The 16,153-nt window shown below is 62.9% G+C and carries 17 protein-coding genes; 6 read left to right on the top strand and 11 right to left on the bottom strand.

Going from position 1 to position 16,153, the window contains the following annotated elements; translation table 11 throughout:
• Window positions 1-45: 45 nt before the first annotated feature.
• Window positions 46-1,242: an acetyl-CoA C-acetyltransferase gene (locus tag GCT19_RS05910; RefSeq protein WP_026228816.1), complete on the top strand. Its 1,197-nt coding sequence runs from the start codon at window positions 46-48 to the stop codon at window positions 1,240-1,242.
• A gap of 49 nt (window positions 1,243-1,291) precedes the next feature.
• Here the strand turns inward: GCT19_RS05910 and GCT19_RS05915 are convergent, their stop codons facing one another.
• Window positions 1,292-1,462 (bottom strand): rubredoxin, encoded by a 171-nt coding sequence (locus GCT19_RS05915; protein ID WP_152851302.1) that lies wholly within the window; start codon window positions 1,460-1,462, stop codon window positions 1,292-1,294.
• Window positions 1,463-1,495: 33 nt separating this feature from the next.
• Window positions 1,496-2,698, bottom strand: coding sequence for a cytochrome P450 (locus tag GCT19_RS05920; RefSeq protein ID WP_152851303.1), 1,203 nt, complete (start codon window positions 2,696-2,698; stop codon window positions 1,496-1,498).
• A gap of 157 nt (window positions 2,699-2,855) precedes the next feature.
• Between GCT19_RS05920 and GCT19_RS05925 the strand changes: the two genes are divergently transcribed.
• Entirely contained in the window at window positions 2,856-3,761 is a 906-nt protein-coding gene (locus GCT19_RS05925) for an SDR family NAD(P)-dependent oxidoreductase (RefSeq protein WP_321576762.1), read from the top strand.
• A gap of 75 nt (window positions 3,762-3,836) precedes the next feature.
• On the opposite strand, the gene GCT19_RS05930 is transcribed toward GCT19_RS05925, so the two are convergent.
• The 6 genes from GCT19_RS05930 to GCT19_RS05955 form a co-directional block, all read right to left on the bottom strand.
• Entirely contained in the window at window positions 3,837-4,658 is an 822-nt protein-coding gene (locus tag GCT19_RS05930; RefSeq protein WP_152851305.1) for an HpcH/HpaI aldolase/citrate lyase family protein, read from the bottom strand.
• 62 nt (window positions 4,659-4,720) lie between these two features.
• Window positions 4,721-5,578, bottom strand: coding sequence for an FAS1-like dehydratase domain-containing protein (locus GCT19_RS05935; RefSeq protein WP_026228815.1), 858 nt, complete (start codon window positions 5,576-5,578; stop codon window positions 4,721-4,723).
• A gap of 8 nt (window positions 5,579-5,586) precedes the next feature.
• Entirely contained in the window at window positions 5,587-6,741 is a 1,155-nt protein-coding gene (locus tag GCT19_RS05940; protein ID WP_311548460.1) for a serine hydrolase domain-containing protein, read from the bottom strand.
• Window positions 6,742-6,791: 50 nt separating this feature from the next.
• Entirely contained in the window at window positions 6,792-7,562 is a 771-nt protein-coding gene (locus GCT19_RS05945) for an enoyl-CoA hydratase/isomerase family protein (protein ID WP_152851307.1), read from the bottom strand.
• Window positions 7,559-9,160 (bottom strand): GMC family oxidoreductase, encoded by a 1,602-nt coding sequence (locus GCT19_RS05950; RefSeq protein ID WP_152851308.1) that lies wholly within the window; start codon window positions 9,158-9,160, stop codon window positions 7,559-7,561. Before GCT19_RS05950 ends, GCT19_RS05945 begins: the two co-directional genes overlap by 4 nt.
• 119 nt (window positions 9,161-9,279) lie before the next feature.
• Window positions 9,280-10,524, bottom strand: a complete 1,245-nt coding sequence (locus GCT19_RS05955; protein ID WP_152851410.1) for a cytochrome P450 — start codon at window positions 10,522-10,524, stop codon at window positions 9,280-9,282.
• A 164-nt stretch (window positions 10,525-10,688) separates the two neighbouring features.
• On the opposite strand from GCT19_RS05955, the gene GCT19_RS05960 reads away from it, so the two are divergent.
• From GCT19_RS05960 to GCT19_RS05975, 4 genes are all read left to right on the top strand, one after another.
• Window positions 10,689-11,417 (top strand): TetR/AcrR family transcriptional regulator, encoded by a 729-nt coding sequence (locus GCT19_RS05960; protein ID WP_018436099.1) that lies wholly within the window; start codon window positions 10,689-10,691, stop codon window positions 11,415-11,417.
• Window positions 11,418-11,517: 100 nt separating this feature from the next.
• The gene (locus GCT19_RS05965; protein WP_152851309.1) at window positions 11,518-12,780 is read left to right on the top strand and encodes an NAD(P)/FAD-dependent oxidoreductase; all 1,263 of its coding nucleotides are present in this window, start codon (window positions 11,518-11,520) and stop codon (window positions 12,778-12,780) included.
• 21 nt (window positions 12,781-12,801) lie between these two features.
• Window positions 12,802-13,122 (top strand): 2Fe-2S iron-sulfur cluster-binding protein, encoded by a 321-nt coding sequence (locus GCT19_RS05970; RefSeq protein ID WP_152851310.1) that lies wholly within the window; start codon window positions 12,802-12,804, stop codon window positions 13,120-13,122.
• An 11-nt stretch (window positions 13,123-13,133) separates the two neighbouring features.
• Window positions 13,134-13,904 (top strand): SDR family oxidoreductase, encoded by a 771-nt coding sequence (locus GCT19_RS05975; protein WP_152851311.1) that lies wholly within the window; start codon window positions 13,134-13,136, stop codon window positions 13,902-13,904.
• Between the two features lie 28 nt (window positions 13,905-13,932).
• On the opposite strand, the gene GCT19_RS05980 is transcribed toward GCT19_RS05975, so the two are convergent.
• The 3 genes from GCT19_RS05980 to GCT19_RS05990 are packed head-to-tail and all read right to left on the bottom strand — an operon-like array spanning window position 13,933 to window position 16,152.
• Window positions 13,933-14,511, bottom strand: coding sequence for a nuclear transport factor 2 family protein (locus GCT19_RS05980; RefSeq protein ID WP_152851312.1), 579 nt, complete (start codon window positions 14,509-14,511; stop codon window positions 13,933-13,935).
• Window positions 14,508-15,341, bottom strand: coding sequence for an SDR family oxidoreductase (locus GCT19_RS05985; RefSeq protein ID WP_018436094.1), 834 nt, complete (start codon window positions 15,339-15,341; stop codon window positions 14,508-14,510). Before GCT19_RS05985 ends, GCT19_RS05980 begins: the two co-directional genes overlap by 4 nt.
• A gap of 25 nt (window positions 15,342-15,366) precedes the next feature.
• The gene (locus GCT19_RS05990) at window positions 15,367-16,152 is read right to left on the bottom strand and encodes an SDR family NAD(P)-dependent oxidoreductase (RefSeq protein WP_152851313.1); all 786 of its coding nucleotides are present in this window, start codon (window positions 16,150-16,152) and stop codon (window positions 15,367-15,369) included.
• Window position 16,153: the final 1 nt, after the last annotated feature.

The following is a 16,153-nucleotide window of genomic DNA, read 5'->3' on the forward strand; positions in this document are numbered from 1 at the left end:
AGCGCACCCGCATCCGCAACTTCAAACCTTGCAAGGAAACGTCCCATGAAACGCGCGGCAATTGTCTCCCCTGTACGAACGCCCGTGGGCACTTTTGGCGGTAGCCTGCGCGGCGTTAGCGTCGAAGAGCTCGGTGCACTCGTCGCGAACGAAACGATCCGGCGTGCAGGGCTCGATCCTGCCCGCATCGACGACGTCGTCTTCGCACAATCGTATGCGAACAGCGAAACGCCATGTGTGGGCCGCTGGGTCGCGTTGCAGGCGGGCCTGCCCGTCGCAGTGCCGGGCATGCAGCTGGACCGCCGCTGCGGCGGCGGCCTGCAGGCGCTCGCCACCGCCGCGATGATGGTGCAGACCGGCGCCGCGGACGTCGTGTTGGCTGGCGGCGTGGAAAGCATGAGCAACATCGAGTACTACAGCACGGACATGCGCTGGGGCGCGCGCGCGGGCTCCGTGCAGTTTCACGACCGCCTCGCGCGCGGCCGCGAGCGCTCGCAGCCGGAATCACGCTTCGGCTATATCTCCGGCATGATCGAAACCGCCGAAAATCTCGCCATCGACTATGGCATCAGCCGCGAGGCCGCCGACGAGTTCGCGCTGCGCAGCCATCAGCGCGCCGCGGCGGCATGGCAGTCGGGCCATATGGCCGAAGAGGTCGTTGCGGTCAGCGTTCCGCAGAAAAAGGGCGAGCCGCTGCTGTTTTCCAAAGACGAGGGATTCCGCGCGGACGCCAGTATGGAAAGCCTCGGCAAGCTTCGCGCGTTGATGCCGGGCGGAACGGTCACCGCAGGTAACTCGAGCCAGCAGAACGATGCGGCCGCCGCATGCCTCGTTGTCGCGGAAGACCGCCTCGAAGAGCTCGGACTCGAACCCATGGCATGGCTGACCGGTTGGGCCGCGGCGGGCTGCGAGCCGTCACGGATGGGCATCGGCCCCGTGCCCGCAGTGCAGAAGCTGATGACGCGCCTCGGTCTCACGCTCGATCAGATGGATCTCGTCGAGGTGAACGAAGCGTTCGCCTGCCAGGTACTGGCAGTCCTCAAAGGCTGGAACTGGCATGACATCGACCGGCTCAACGTGAATGGCTCGGGTATATCGCTCGGACACCCGATCGGCGCAACGGGCGTGCGGATCATGACCACGCTGTTGCACGAGCTGACGCGCCGAAAGGGACGCTATGCGCTCGAGACCATGTGCATCGGCGGCGGCCAGGGTATTGCCGCCGTATTCGAGCGCGCCTGACCCGGGGCTATGAAGCGCACGGCTCGACGCCGTGCGCTTGTCCCAACGCTCAGGCCTCGACCTCGATCATCACGAAGTCGGACTTGGTCGCGCCGCATTCGGGGCATGCCCAGTCATCCGGGATGTCTTCCCAACGAGTGCCTGGCGCGATGCCCTCCGCCGGAAGTCCCGCTGCTTCGTCGTAGTAGAAACCGCAAAAGATACATTGCCACTTTTTCATGATCGTCGATGAGTCGTTGAGGGTGGGGATACTTCAGGGTGCTACGTCCCAGACGAGCGGCAGATAAAGCATGCCGTTGACGGAGCCCGAACCGCATCGCGGCTTGTCGCCCTCGCGAATACGAAAATCGGGAATGCGTTTGAGCCACTCCTGCAGGAAAACCTTGATCTCCGTACGCGCAAGGAACGACCCCGGGCAGCGATGCGGGCCGTTGCCGAACGCCGCGTGAAGCACCGGCTTGCGCGTCAGGTCGACGGCGAGCGGATCGCTGAACTTGCGGTCGTCGAGGCCAAAGAGCGAGTTCGGCAATTGAATCTGGTCACCCTTCTTGAACTGGATGCCCTTGTATTCCATGTCCTGCGTGATGAGCCGCGCGGTGTTCGCCACGCCAAAGCGACGAATCATCTCATCGACTGACGAAACCATCAGTTCGGGATTGTCGATGAGCTGGCGCCGGTGAGCCGGGTTCTCCGCGAGAAAACGGGCGATGAAACCCATCATCGATGCGACCGTATCGAGGCCGCCGAACAGCACGACGATAAACATGCCGAACATCCGCTCAGGGCTGATCGGTTTGCCGTCGATCTGCGCGTTCGCGATCAGGCTGACGAGATCGCCGCCCGCCTCTGCCTTGCGCTTTTCCACCCAGGTGGAGATATAGCCGATCAGCCGGTGCTGCGATTCGTTGCGCTGCTCGACGTTGCCGCGCACGGCCCATTCCGCCCATTCGAGCAAGTGTCCGCGATCGCTCAACGGGAGGTCGGCCAGCCTCAGGAAAATCACGATCGGCAGGATCTTCGAGAATTCCGACACGAACTCGCATTCGCCTCGTGGCGCGATTTTTTCGATCAGCTCGATTGCGAGGCTGCGCACGTCGCTTTCCAGCGACGCGATAGCTTGCGGCAGAAAAGCGGGCGTGACCAGGTTGCGGTACTTGGTATGTTCGGGCGGGTCGAGCTCGAGCGGCACGAGCTGAGTTTCATTGAGTGGCGGGATATTGACGCTGCGATGCGAAAAACGGGTATGGTCCTTCTGCATCGCCTCGATGTCTTCGCCACGCGTGGCGATCCAGTGGCCGCCATAATACGGCGACCAGACGATATCGGGACCCGCATGCAGCGTCTTCCACGCCCGATGGACGTCGTCTTCCGCGCCGGGCGGATTCATATAGTCGAAATCGACCACGAGTTCCCGCGGAACATGGTCCGGCACGGTCCAGCCTTTCATGTCGTTCATTGCGCGTCTCCTTTCATTTTGTCGTCTTCGAATGGATGAATCGCTACACACGCATCGCTAAAGCAATGTCGTTCATATTCTGCAACGGCGTTCAGTTTTTGTTATTATACGTGGGCGAGCTTTTCAACATCAACGCCTGTATCGAACGGAGACAAGAGTGAGCGATTTCGTCAAGGACAAGGTGGTAGTGGTAACGGGTGCGGGTGCCGGAATCGGGCGCGATTTCGCGCTGCAATTCGCGGCGAACGGCGCCAAGGTCGTCGTCAACGACCTCGGTCGCAACGCCGAAACCGGCGAATTCGCCGCACAGCGGGTCGTCGCGGAAATCAAGGAGGCCGGCGGGCAAGCGGTTGCTTCTACGGACAGCGTGGCCGAATGGGACTCCGCGCAGAAGATCGTGCAGGCCGCGCTGGACACGTTCGGCCGCATCGACTGTGTGGTCAACAACGCCGGCATCGTGCGTGACCGTATGTTTTTCAACATGAGCCTCGATGAGTGGAAAGCCGTCGTCGACGTTCATCTGAACGGGTCGTTTTTCGTGGCACGTGCGGCGGCTCCGCATTTCAAGGCGCAAAACAGCGGCAGCTTCGTTCATATGACCTCCACGTCGGGTCTGATCGGCAACCTCGGACAGGCCAATTACTCCGCCGCCAAGATGGGTGTCGTCGGTCTGTCGAAGTCGATTGCCCTCGACATGGCCAAATTCAACGTGCGCTCGAACTGCATCGCACCGTGGGCGTGGACGGCGATGACCGCCTCGATCCCTTCGGAAACGCCGGAGCAAAAGGCTCGCGTCGAAGTTCTCAAGCGCATGGAATCGCGCAAGATCGCGCCGCTCGCGGTCTACCTCGCTTCCGACCGGGCCGCAAAGGTGTCGGGGCAGATCTTCGGCGTGCGCGCCAACGAGATCTACTTCTTCAACCAGATCCGCATGATCCGCTCGCTGCATCGCGACGGCGGCTGGACGCCCGAAGCAATTGCCGAGCAGGTCATGCCGGCGTTCGAAGCTAGCTTCTTCCCGAACGTGCCTTCCATGGCGCTCACACCGTGGGACCCGGTGTAAGCCGAATCGCAACACGCCCGCGCCACATCTTGCAGTGGCGGCGCGGGCGATGCAGCGGTCACTTCGCCGCACTCCTTACCCTTCTACCGAATTGCGCAGCCTTTCGGCCGCGCTGACGATACGTCTTGCCTTGAGCAACACCGGCAAGTCCACCATCCGTCCATCGACGGACACAGCCCCGCCTTCCGCCCGCTCATACGCTTCGACGATCCGCCGCGCCTTGGCAATCTGATCCGCGCTCGGGCTGAAAGCGGCGTTGACCGCTTTGACCTGGCGCGGATGAATGCACAGCTTGCCGCCAAAACCCAGCGATCGCGCTTTCGACGAGTCCTCGGCGAGCTGCCGCTCGTCGTCGATCGCCACGGTGACGCCATCAACCGGGCTCTCAATTCCGGCAACCCGCGAAGCCAGCACGATCCGCGAACGCGCGTGCAGCAGCGCGTCCCATGAGCCGTCGCAATCAAGATCGAGCTCGAAGTCGACCGAGCCGAAGATCAGCCGCTCGACGCCGGGCATGCGCGCCACTTCCAACGCATTCCACACGCCCGCGGCGGATTCGATGATCGGCCAGATCGGCTTCGTGGTTGCCGCCGCTACGGCCGTCAGCGCAGCCGGATTCTCCGCCTTGGGAAATACCACGCCATCGATCCCATCGAACGCGGCAAGTGACAGGTCCTCGTCGAACCACGGTGTTCCAGCGCCATTGATGCGCAACAGCACGCAACTTGGCGAGGCCGAAAATGTTCGTACCGCATCGGCAACATGGGCACGCGCCGACGCTTTGTCCGCGTCCGCAACGGCGTCCTCGAGGTCCACGATCACCGCATCGGCACCTGCCGCGAGCGCCTTGGCGAATCTTTCGGGCTTGCTTCCCGGCACAAAAAGAAACGAACGCATAAGTCTCCAATTCAGCGCCCGGTCCGGCTACGGCGAACCCGCCGGCGGACCGGAGTCAGCGATCAGCTCAGAACAGCCGTGGCGTCCATGCGCAACGACCCGTCGCTACCAGCGATCCACAAGCTCACTTTGCCCGGGTCCGATTCGTCTCGCTTGCCGCAAACATAAAAAGGTGAAGTGTCCACCACCGGTTTGATTGCGCGGAACGAAAACGCTCCGACGCGCGCGCCCGGCAGTTCCGATCTCAGCGAGTCCATGAGTAGCGTGGCGAGCAGCGGGCCGTGCACGACGAGACCCTCGTAGCCCTCTTCGCCGCTAGCGTAAGGCCGATCGTAGTGAATGCGATGACCATTCAACGTCAGTGCCGAATAGCGGAACAGCAGCACGGGATCGGGATTGATCTCGCGGGCCCATTGGGCGCCCGCAGGCGCGGTCTGTGACGCAGCCGGCTTCTCGCTTGCCGCCGGATGATCGCGATACACGATATCCTGACGTTCGACCAGCGCAAGGCCATTCGCGTCGCCTACCTCGTGCTTGACCTTGACGAACACCAGATCGCCGGTACGCCCCTGCTTGTGCGCGACGCTCTCGATCGAAGAAAGCCGGGTGATCGCGCTGCCCGCTATCAGCGGCCGTAGAAACTCGAGTTGACTGCCCGCCCACATGCGGCGAGGCAAGTCGACCGGTGGCAGGAAACCGCCACGCTTCGGATGACCGTCGAGCCCGACCATCGACTGACGATGAACCGGCAGAAAATACAGCCAGTGCCACAACGGCGGCAACTCATCGCCAGCAGCCGCGGGCGGGTCGTCCCGGTCCAGTACGGCGCCGAGCGCTGTCATCGGCGTGAGGGTGACCTGGTCCTTCACTTCCTCCGTGCGCCCGGTCCATTGCTGCAAATAAGCGATATCCATGACCATCGTGACAGTCACTCCAGATCAAGCGCGTTGCGAATCGCCGCAGCGATCGGAAGCAGTGGGTCTTCTTCCGGCGTGGTCGGATTGAACAGCTTGTTATGGCAGATCGCGACGGCGAGCCCGGTGTCCGGGTCCGCCCAGCCGATCGAATTGCCCTGCCCCGGATGGCACAGCGCGCGCGGCGAACGCGCCGCCGTCACCGGCGGATGGTTGCCGCCGAACCAGAAGCCACCGATCGTGATCGGAAGCGGAAAACCGAACATCACCGGGTCGGGCTCTTCGCTATTGGCCCGTGGCGTATTCAGCGTGGCGACGAGCTCCTTCGACAGTATCCTCACGCCGTCCAATTCGCCGCCACATGCGAGCATCGCCCAGAAGCGCGCCTCGCTGCGCGCATTGAAGATCCCGCCAACGCCCGCCACTTCCGCGCGCCGCACGTCCGGGCGCTCGAACACTTGCGGCGTCAATGCGACCTGTTGCGGCATCGAGCGCAGGAATAGCGGCGGCAGGTACTCCGCGGGAACAGGCACCATCGCATCGGTGAGACGTGCGATGCGCGGTTCGGCTTCGTCAGGGATGCCAATCCATAGATCTTCGATGCCTAGCGGCATCGCAATCTCTTCCCGGACGAAACGGCCCAGCGAGCGCTTCTTCGGATCGGCGCGTCGCACCAGCTCGCCAACGATCCAGCCGAACGTCATCGACAGGTAAAGCGTCTTGGTGCCCGGCTCGGCAAGCGGCTCCAGGTTTGCGATCGCGCGGGTCATCCACTGCCAGTCGCACATCAGCTCCGGCGTGACGCCTTCGGGCATTTGCGGCACGCATGCGCGATGAGTCAGCACGTCGCGCACCGTCGTTTTCTGCTTGCCGTGCGCGCCGTACTCCGGCCAGTAGCGCGTCACCGGCGCGTCGTACTCGATCAGCCCGCGGTCGGCCAGGATGTGCAATGCGGTTGCCGCAACGGCCTTCGTTACCGAATAGACATTGAAGAGCGTGTCGCCATCGACAGGACGGCCGGTGGACGGATCGGCCACGCCGCTCCATGCGTCGATCACGAGTTCGCCGTTCAGATAAGCCGCCACCTGCACGCCGATCTCACCGCCTTCCCTCGTCGCGCGGTCGAGCGCCTGCTGAACGATCGCGCTGCGCTGCGTTGATGCTTGCACTGCCAATGTCATATCGTGTCTCCCATTTGTGAACATGTCGCGTCGACGGGCTACGTTCTACCGGACTGCGCGGCGATACCGGCAAGCCCTTCGAGCGCGAGCCCATAGCCCAGTTCGTCGACCATGCGACGCTTGAAAGGCTGCGTAAAGACCGCGCGCGTGTATCGCAACGTTTCTACCGGCTTCGCCGCGAGGTCGCGCGCCATTTGCCAGGCGCGTTCGAGCAACCAGTCGGGCGCGACGACTTCGCCGACGACACCAAGCTCCCACGCGCGTTGCGCGGTGATGCGCTCGCCGGTGAGCAGAAAGTGGCGGGCGCGGTTGTGGCCGATCAGCATCGGCCAGACGATCTGCACGCCGTCGGCGGGCACGACGCCGTGAATGAAGTGCGCCTGATCCGAGATTTCCGCGTGGCTGGAGGCGAGCACGATGTCGGACAGCGCCAGCAGCTCGGCATGAATATGCGCAGGCCCGTTGATCGCGCCGATAACCGGAACCGGAATGTCGAGCAGTTGCATCAGCAAGTCTTGCCCCTCGCGTTGCAAGCGCGGCCAGACTTGCGAAAGAGGCTCCGCCGGCAACTCGGCGTAATTCATCGCGTCGCAGAACGAATCGCCGGTTCCGGTGAGGATGACGACGCGATTGTCGAGGTCGCGGGCGATCTGATAGAACGCCTCGCCTAGCTGGCTGTGAATGCTGCGATCGAGTGCGCCCCACTTCAGCGGGCCGCCATCCGTATGCAGGCGGACTTGCAAAACACCGTCGCGTCGTTCGAATTCGATATTCGAAAAGCGCCCGCTATAGTCTTCGAGGCGGCTCATCGCGCGTCCTCCAGGATCAGCCCGGCCGCGCGCCATGCCATCGCCATCATCGGACCATTGGTGTTGCCGGAAATCATCGTGGGTGTGACGGACAGATCCATCACCCGCAAACCTTCGACACCGCGCACGCGCAGCCGCGAATCGAGCACGGCAAGCGCATCCGAGCCCATCTTGCAGGTGCCGCAAGCGTGATAGCCAGATTGGCCTTCGCGCCGGTAGAGGTCGAGAATCTCGTCATCGGTCTGGACGGCGAGGCCAGGGCGCGTCTCGCCTGCCAGCAGGCTCTTCAGCGGCTCGGCAGCCAGCACGTTGCGCATCAGCCGGAACGCATTGACGGCCATCTTCTGATCGTACGGATCGGCAAGATAGTTCGCGACGACTTCGGGTGGAACGCGGGGGTCCGTCGACTTGAGCCTGACGTGCCCCTCGCTGCGAGGACGCAGCGGATAGCTGAAGAGCTGCATGCCCGGGAACGACTCGAACGCGTAACCCGCCGCGCCGAAATCCATCGAGTACGGCGCCATCATCAATTGGACGTCGGGACGCGTCGCATCGGGCGCGGTCTTGACGAAGCCACCCACCTGGTACGAGCCGAGCGACATCACGCCACGGCGGAACAGAAAGTATTGCATCGCATTGCGCCATAGACGCAGCCCGCTGAACTGCCGGTTCTGCGAATCGCGCCAATGCTGAAGACGAGCCTGCACCATATACAGATAGTGCTCGCGCATGTTCCGTCCGACACCCGGACTCGCCGCGACGACAGGAATGCCGAGCGACTGCAGATGGACTGGATCGCCAATACCCGAAAGCTGCAAAAGTCGCGGCGACTCGATCGCGCCCGCCGACAGCACAACCTCGCGGCGCGCACGGTAAACGATCTGCTGCCCCGCGCTTTCGCACTGGACGCCGACCGCGCGCGTACCGTCGAACACGATTCGCGCGGCTTGCGTGCCGGTAACGACGGTCAGATTCTTGCGCGTCCTCGCAGGCTTCAGAAAAGCTTCGGCCGAGCTTTGGCGGCGGCCGTTGCGGATCGTATAGATCAGATAGGCCACGCCCTCGTGATCGAGCCTGTTGATATCTTCGACGCGCCTCACGCCGAGCGACCGGCACGCTTCGAGCACAGCGTCGCCGATACGATTGCGCTGCGCATACTGCGACACTTTCAGCGGTCCGCCCTCGCCGCGTAGCTCATCGGCGCCGAGCGCGTGATCCTCGATCCGCCGGAAGCAAGGCGCCAGGTTCTGCCAGCTCCATCCCTCGACACCCAGCTCGGCCCATCCGTCATAGTCCTCGGGATGACCTCGCATATACACCATGCCGTTGATGCTGCTGGAGCCGCCGAGCATCTTGCCGCGCAGCCAGATCTCGTTGCGGTGCCCGTTCCCGTCGTCGGGCTGCACCGGAATGAACCAGGCGTGAGCTGGATCGCCCAACAATTTTCCGAAGCCTTTAGGCATTCGGATCAACGGATGGCGATCTTCCGGACCGGCCTCGATCAGCAGCACCGAATGGCGCCCGCTTTCCGAAAGACGATTGGCCAGCACGCAACCTGCGGCACCGGCGCCAATCACGATAAAGTCAAACTCGACCATCTATGCGTTCTCCACCGTCCGTGCGTGCAGACCAGCGCCACCTACCTCGTGAGCTGGCCCGCGGCACGTGCCTAGTCGGCCAGCCTCGTCCACGACACGCGAGGCTGGCGCTGTTCTGGTTAGCCGAAGACGACGGGAATCGAATGCGGAACGCGCATCATGATTCCACTGATCTGTGGCGCTGCCGCGGCCGGATCGAGGCGAAGATTCGGCAGACGATCGAGAATCGCGTTGAGCGCGCGCGTCATTTCCACGCGCGCAAGGTGCTGGCCGATGCATACGTGCGGGCCATACGCGAATGCAAAGTGCCGGTGAGCAGGCTTTCGATAGATGTCGAACTTGTCCGGATCGGGGAAGCGGCTGGGGTCGCGATTGGCGCTGCCCGCCAACACGTCGAGAAATGCGCCCGCCGGAATCTCTACACCGCCGAGCGTGACGTCACGCGTCGCCATGCGCGATTGCATCAACACGGGGCCATCCCAGCGCAGAGCCTCTTCGATCGCCTGCGCGACCAGCGTGCGATCCTGGCGCACCGCTTCGAGCTGCGCGGGGTCGCGCAATAGCGCGAGCAGCAACACGCTGGTTGCGCGATAAGTGGTGTCGCCGCCCGCATTCACCAATTGGCGCAGGAACGAAATGACGACCTCGTCCGGCAGCAACTCGCCATCGACTTCCGCGGTGGCCAGCGAGCTGACGAGATCGTCGCCCGGATTGCTGCGGCGCTCCTCGATGAGTCCAGCGAAATAAGCGCCCAGCTTCGTCGACGCCTCGACACCGTGCGCGACATCGATCGAAACCAGCGTCTGTGCGATCGCCAGCTTGTGGAAGACTTTCACGTCTTCCGGCGGCAATGCCAATTGGCGATAGATGATATTGAACGGATAGTGAAGCGTGAACTCGTTGACGAGATCCGCATGTCCGCGATCTACGAACTTCGACATCAGTTCGCTCACGACCGGATCGACCAGCGTATCGCCCCATGCCGCCACCGTATGCGGCAAAAAGGCCTTCTGGAAGATGCGGCGGTAGCGCGGGTGCTCGGGTGCGTCCATCGTCGAGATGCTACGTCCGAAGCTGATGCCGATATTGCGCTCGTAAGACTTGTTCGAGAACGTGACCGGATCTCCCAGCACCTGCGATACCTCGTCGTATCCGAATACACAGTAATGCGCGACATCGGACATCGTCAGGTCGGCCGCTTCGCCCATCAGTACGCGGTAGTCACCTTCCTGCACCGAGCCTTTCTCGCGTAGCTCGGCAATGCGCGCATACGGATTGGAATCGGCCCCATAGGCGAGCGAATCCTCGAAAAAAGGGTTGAACCTGGGATCGTCGAAGTCCTCGAGTCGCAGCGCGCCGGCCATCTTTCCTGTCTCCATTAATCGTTCATTCGAAGGCACTCCTGCGTTGCAGCGACGTGCCGATAGTTGAACTATGTTCCATTTTGCACGAATGTGCAAGATCGTTTTATCATTCGCCGAAAGGGATCGCGCACTGACCGATTCGCGCCCGCCATGAAAGGGAAACCATGCCGTCCAGGACCACTCACGCCGCCAGCAACCCGGCGACTGCCATCAATGAGCCGCGCGCAACGGCGCGCAGCACGACGCCAGAGCGCATTCTCGATACGGCCGAGCGGCTGTTCGCCATGCACGGCTACTTCGGCACGTCGATTCGCGACATCATGCAGAGCTGTGGCATGGAGCTGAGCCTCGCGCGCTATCACTTCGGCAGCAAAGACGCGTTGTTTCAACAGGCGATCGGCCGTCGCGCGGCCGTGATCAGCCGGCAGGTCATCGAATCGCTCGAGGCCGAACTCGCGGCGCTGCGAGGCAAGCGTCCCGATGTCGAGACCATCGTGACCGCACTTTCCGCACCGGCTTTCGCGCATCTGACGAGCGGCGATCCGGGCTGGCGAAACTACCTGCGCCTGCTGACCCAGATCGGCTGCCTTCTGGAGCGTCCCGACCTCACGGCGCCGTTTTATGACCAGTACGCGCCTGCGGCCGCGCGCTACCGTGATGCCTTCGCCAAGGCGCTTCCTCATGCCACGCGGGAGATCGTCGAACTGGTGCAGCATTTCGTCGAGTCCGTGTTTCATCTCGTGCTCAACGAGCTTTACGCGCAGGAAGCGCGTTCCAAAACACGGGCACTCACGACGGCACATATCGAGCGCATGCGCACCTACCTCATCCGTTTCGCGGTTGGCGGCATCGAGGCGATGGTCAGCTCCACTGCGGCTCAGCGGGGTTCATGAGCATTGACAGTAGCAACGACGGTCGTTCACAATTTAGAACACTATTCGAAACTACTCTGGCCGCAGCGAGCTTGTGGCCGTATGAGATGGAGTTGGCCTCATGACAGCTGGAGACACAGAGAACACCGCACTGATCGTCGGGGCGGGTCACGCGGCGGGAGAATGCGCGACCGCGATCCGCGAACAGGGATGGACGGGGCGCATCGTGATGGTTGGAGAAGAACCTCATTTGCCGTACCAACGGCCGCCGCTCTCCAAGGCATTCCTGTCGGGCGAATCGACCGCCGAGCAGCTCTACCTGAAGCCGCTGTCGACGTACGACAAAGCGCGTGTCGAGTTCATTCCGAACGTGCGCGCGCAACGCATTGACCGTGACGCGAAGCGGGTCACGCTCTCCAACGGCAGCGAAATCGGCTATACGAAACTCGTTCTGGCTACCGGCGGGCGCGCGCGGCGCCTCGCGTTGCCCGGTATCGAAACTATCGAGAAGCTGCAGAATTTTCACTACCTTCGCACGCTCGATCACGTCGCGCGCATTCGGAACCAGTTTCATGCCGGTTCGCGCCTCGTGATCATCGGCGGTGGATATGTCGGACTGGAGGTGGCTGCGGTAGCCGTGAAGCTCGGCTTGCACGTCACCGTGCTCGAAGCATTGCCGCGCGTCCTCGCGCGCGTCACGGCTCCCGAGCTTTCCACGTTCTACGAGAAAGTGCACCGCGAGGCCGGCGTCGACATCCGCACGAACGCGATCGTCAGTGAGTTCGAATGCGACGCGTCCAGCGACGCCGTTGCCGCCGTGCGCTGCGCGGACGGCACACGCGTCGCCGCGGATCTCGTCATCGTCGGCGTGGGACTGGAACCTGCCACCGAACTTGCGGAAGCGGCCGGTCTTGCCGTCGACAACGGCATCGTGGTCGACGAATACACGCGCACGTCCGATCCGGATATTTTCGCGGTCGGGGATTGCACCAACCACCCCAACCCTTCGCTCGGCCGCCGCCTGCGTCTGGAGTCGGTGCCCAACGCGCTGGAGCAGGCCCGCACCGCGGCCGCCTCGTTGTGTGGCAAGGAGCGCGTCTACAACAGCGTGCCGTGGTTCTGGTCCGATCAATACGATCTGAAGCTCAAGATGGTCGGCTTGTCCCATGGCTACGACGAGTTCGTCCTGCGCGGCAATCCCGATACCCGCTCGTTCTCCGCGTTTTATCTGAAAGACGGCGTCATGCTCGCAGCCGATACGGTCAGTCGGGTGCCCGAATTCGTGCTGGCCAAGCGGTTCGTTGCCGAGAAGATTCCGGTCCGCGCGGCCGATCTCGCCGACGAATCGATTCCGTTGAAGAGTCTGCTTCCCCAGTCCAACTAATTTTTCAGAGGTCCAGAAGCCATGCCGCTCATTCGATTCATTCAGCCGGACGGCAGCGAAGCCGCCGTGAGCGCCACCGTTGGCGATTCAGTCATGCAAACGGCCGTCAACAACCAGATCCCGGGCATTCTCGGCGACTGTGGCGGCAGCTGCAGCTGCGCAACCTGTCATGCGTACGTCGACCAAGCCTGGAGCAGCCACATGCCGGCGGCCGAATCCTACGAAGTCGACATGCTCACCTGTGCGATGGACGTGCGTGAAAACAGCCGTCTGACGTGCCAGATCTTCGTGACGCCGGAGCTCGACGGATTGGTGGTGCATTTGCCCGGCGTGGCTGCGTAAGCGTGATAGACATGGCTGTTCCACGCACGACGCTGATCACCGGCGCCGCATCAGGCATGGGCGCGGCGCTGGCCCGGCATTTGACCGCGCTTGGCGAACGGGTGATCGGCGTCGATCTCCACGATGCGCAAGTTTGCGCGGACCTCACCGACCCGGCGCAGCGCGCAGCGCTGGTCGCGCGCGTACAGCAGATCGCACCGTCGATCGATGCGGTAGTCGCCTGCGCCGGCGTGTCGCCGCCGGTGCCCGGCGACACGCTGGTCGCGGTCAATTACTTCGGCGTTACTGATCTGTTGCCACGCCTGTTGCCGCTGCTGCATCGCGCAACGGAGCCACGCGCCGTGGTGATCTCATCGCTCGCGTCGCTTCATCCGGTCGATGCGCGCCTCGTCGAGTTATGCCTCGACGGCAACGAAGCCGCGGCACGCGAGCAAGCTGGAAAGATCGGCGCACAAAGCTATGCATCATCCAAGCGCGCGCTGACGCAGTGGATACGGCGCACGGCGGTGCTGCCCGGCTGGGCCGACAAGGGCGTGCTGCTGAATGGTGTCGCGCCGGGCATCGTGAAGACGCCGATGGTCGCGCCGTTGCTGGAAACGGCAGAAGGTCGCGAGGCGCTTGCCGCCGGCGTGCCCACCGTCGTGCCCGACTACGCCACCGCCGAGCAGATCGTGCCGCTCCTCGCCTTCCTCGCGAGTCCTGCCAACGGCTACATGGTGGGTCAAGTCCCGTTCGTCGACGGCGGTGCCGACGTGCTCTTGCGTGGAGAAGCGGCGCTGTAACGCGCAAGAGCCGCGGACACTGCCGCGCTTACGGCGCCTTCGTCAATGTGTCGATGGCGTGCTGTTCGCTCGCGCCCCAGAACGTCGCCCACGTCGGAAATCCTTGCGGAAGGCGCGGCTGATAGCGGTCGCCCTCGTACTTGCCGGGCCAGTTCTGGAAGCGCGGAGCACCGGGTCGCTCGAGCCAGTCAGTCGAATACCAGTGCTGTTCGTCGCGTCGCTCGAAGTACCATTGCCCGTCGCGTCGCACGTAGTGATCGAAGTAGCAGATCGCCATCACCACCCACGCGCCGTTGTCCTCATGCTCCGCGCGACAATAGACGCTTCCTGTCGCATGGTCGGGATCGATGATATCGACTGTGTGGCCGCAGATCTGGTGAATGCTGCGATAAAAGCCGCGCAAAATGTGCTCGGAGCCATAGAACGTCTTCAGCGCCGCACGGCCCGTGCCCCATCGGCCGCAGTTGACGTCTTCAGCGAACAGCTGCACCAGACTGTCCAGATCGCGCGAATCGACCGCGAGCGCGTATCGCACCGGCAACTGCTGTATAGCAAGCTGCGCCTCGATGCGCTCGATACGCGCAAGAAGACCGGAATCCGTCGTCATGCCTCCCCCTTGCTAACCTTAGTCGTGGCGGCCGAGCGCGCGCGAATTTCGTCGGCATAGTAAGGCTGGTGCGAAAGAAGTCCGCCATCGACGTTGAACACCTGGCCTGTGACGAACGCCGCCTCATCCGAAGCGAGATACACCACCGCATGCGCAATGTCCTCGGGCTGCCCGAGGCGCGGCGTCAGATGGTGGCTCAGCATCATCTCGCCGAGTTCCCCCGCGTAGTACGCCTGGGTCACCGGCGTGACGATCAGGCCAGGAGCAATCGCGTTGCAGCGTATTCCCTCCTTACCGTGCTGCGCGGCGATGTAGCGCGTCAGGTTCTCGATACCGGCCTTGCAGACACCATAGGCGCTATACCCCAGCGCACCCGCCTGAGCAGAGCCCGACGAGGTATTGATGATCGAACCGCCACCGCGTGCCCGCATCAGCGGTAGCGCACGCCGCGAGGCCAGCATGGTGCCCCGAAGATTGATGCGCATCGTGTCGTCCCAGACAGCGACGTCGACTGTCTCGACTGCCGCATCGACGGTACTGGAAAGCGACGTGGCCGCGGCGTTGTTGTGCAGGATATCGAGTCCGCCCCAGGACTCGAGCGTCAGTTCGAACAACGCGTCGATCGAACTTTCGTCGCCAATATCGACACGCGCCGCAACTGCCTGGCCGCCCGACTCCTTGATGCGACGAACCTGCTGCTGTGCGCCTTCGAGATTGAGGTCCGCCACGACGAGCAGCGCGCCCTCGTCCGCGAGTCTCGCAGCACAGGCGGCGCCGATGCCCGACGCGGCCCCGGTCACAATAGCTATCTTGTCCTTGACACGTTGCATCCTGATCCTCCTCGGTAAGTGATCGTTATTGAGCGGTCAGTGAAAGCTTGCCGGGGTTGAGGACCGGGCCCGCGGTGTGCTGACCACCATCACCGTAGATCACGGTGCCATTAACAAAATTGCATGCCTCGGAGGCCAGGAAAAGCACTGTCGCGCCGATATCCTCCACCGTATCGCCGAGGCGACACAGAGGTAACTGCCCAACCATCAGGTCGAGGAGTTTCGAACGTCGCTGATGGAAGACCCTGAATTCTGGAGTGTCAGCAAGAGGTAGCAGCAGGTTGGTGGCAATTTGATACTTGCCCCAATCCACGGCGGCCGTACGAGTCAGTCCCACCAGCCCCCACGCAGCCGCGTTGTAGGCAGCGATTCCGTCATTGACGTTTTCGCCGTAACGGTGGCCGACATTGATGATGCGTCCGCCGCCCGCCGCACGCATAGGTGGCAGCGCCGCCTGCATTGCCGCTGCTGCCGCATGAACACGTCCGAAAGTCGTTTCGAACGCCGTCGGAGGTTGCTCTTCCAGTGGGCCGATATGTGGCTGAGGCAAAACGTTGTTGACCAGTATGTCCAGCCCACCGAGTCGGTCGACGGCGTGCTCGATGGCTCCGCGCACTGCATCCCACGCAACGCCGGACGACACCGCTCGTCCACCGGCGCGGCGAATGTCCCGCGCGGTAGCCTCAGCCTCGTCAATATCAGCATCGATCAACGCGACGGCGACTCCCTCGCGCCCGAGGCGCAGAGCGATGCCACGACCGATCGCGTCGATGCCAAAAACGATTGCCCGCTTCTTGTCGAACTGGCTCATC

Source organism: Paraburkholderia atlantica, assembly GCF_009362785.1.
Lineage (GTDB): Bacteria > Pseudomonadota > Gammaproteobacteria > Burkholderiales > Burkholderiaceae > Paraburkholderia > Paraburkholderia atlantica.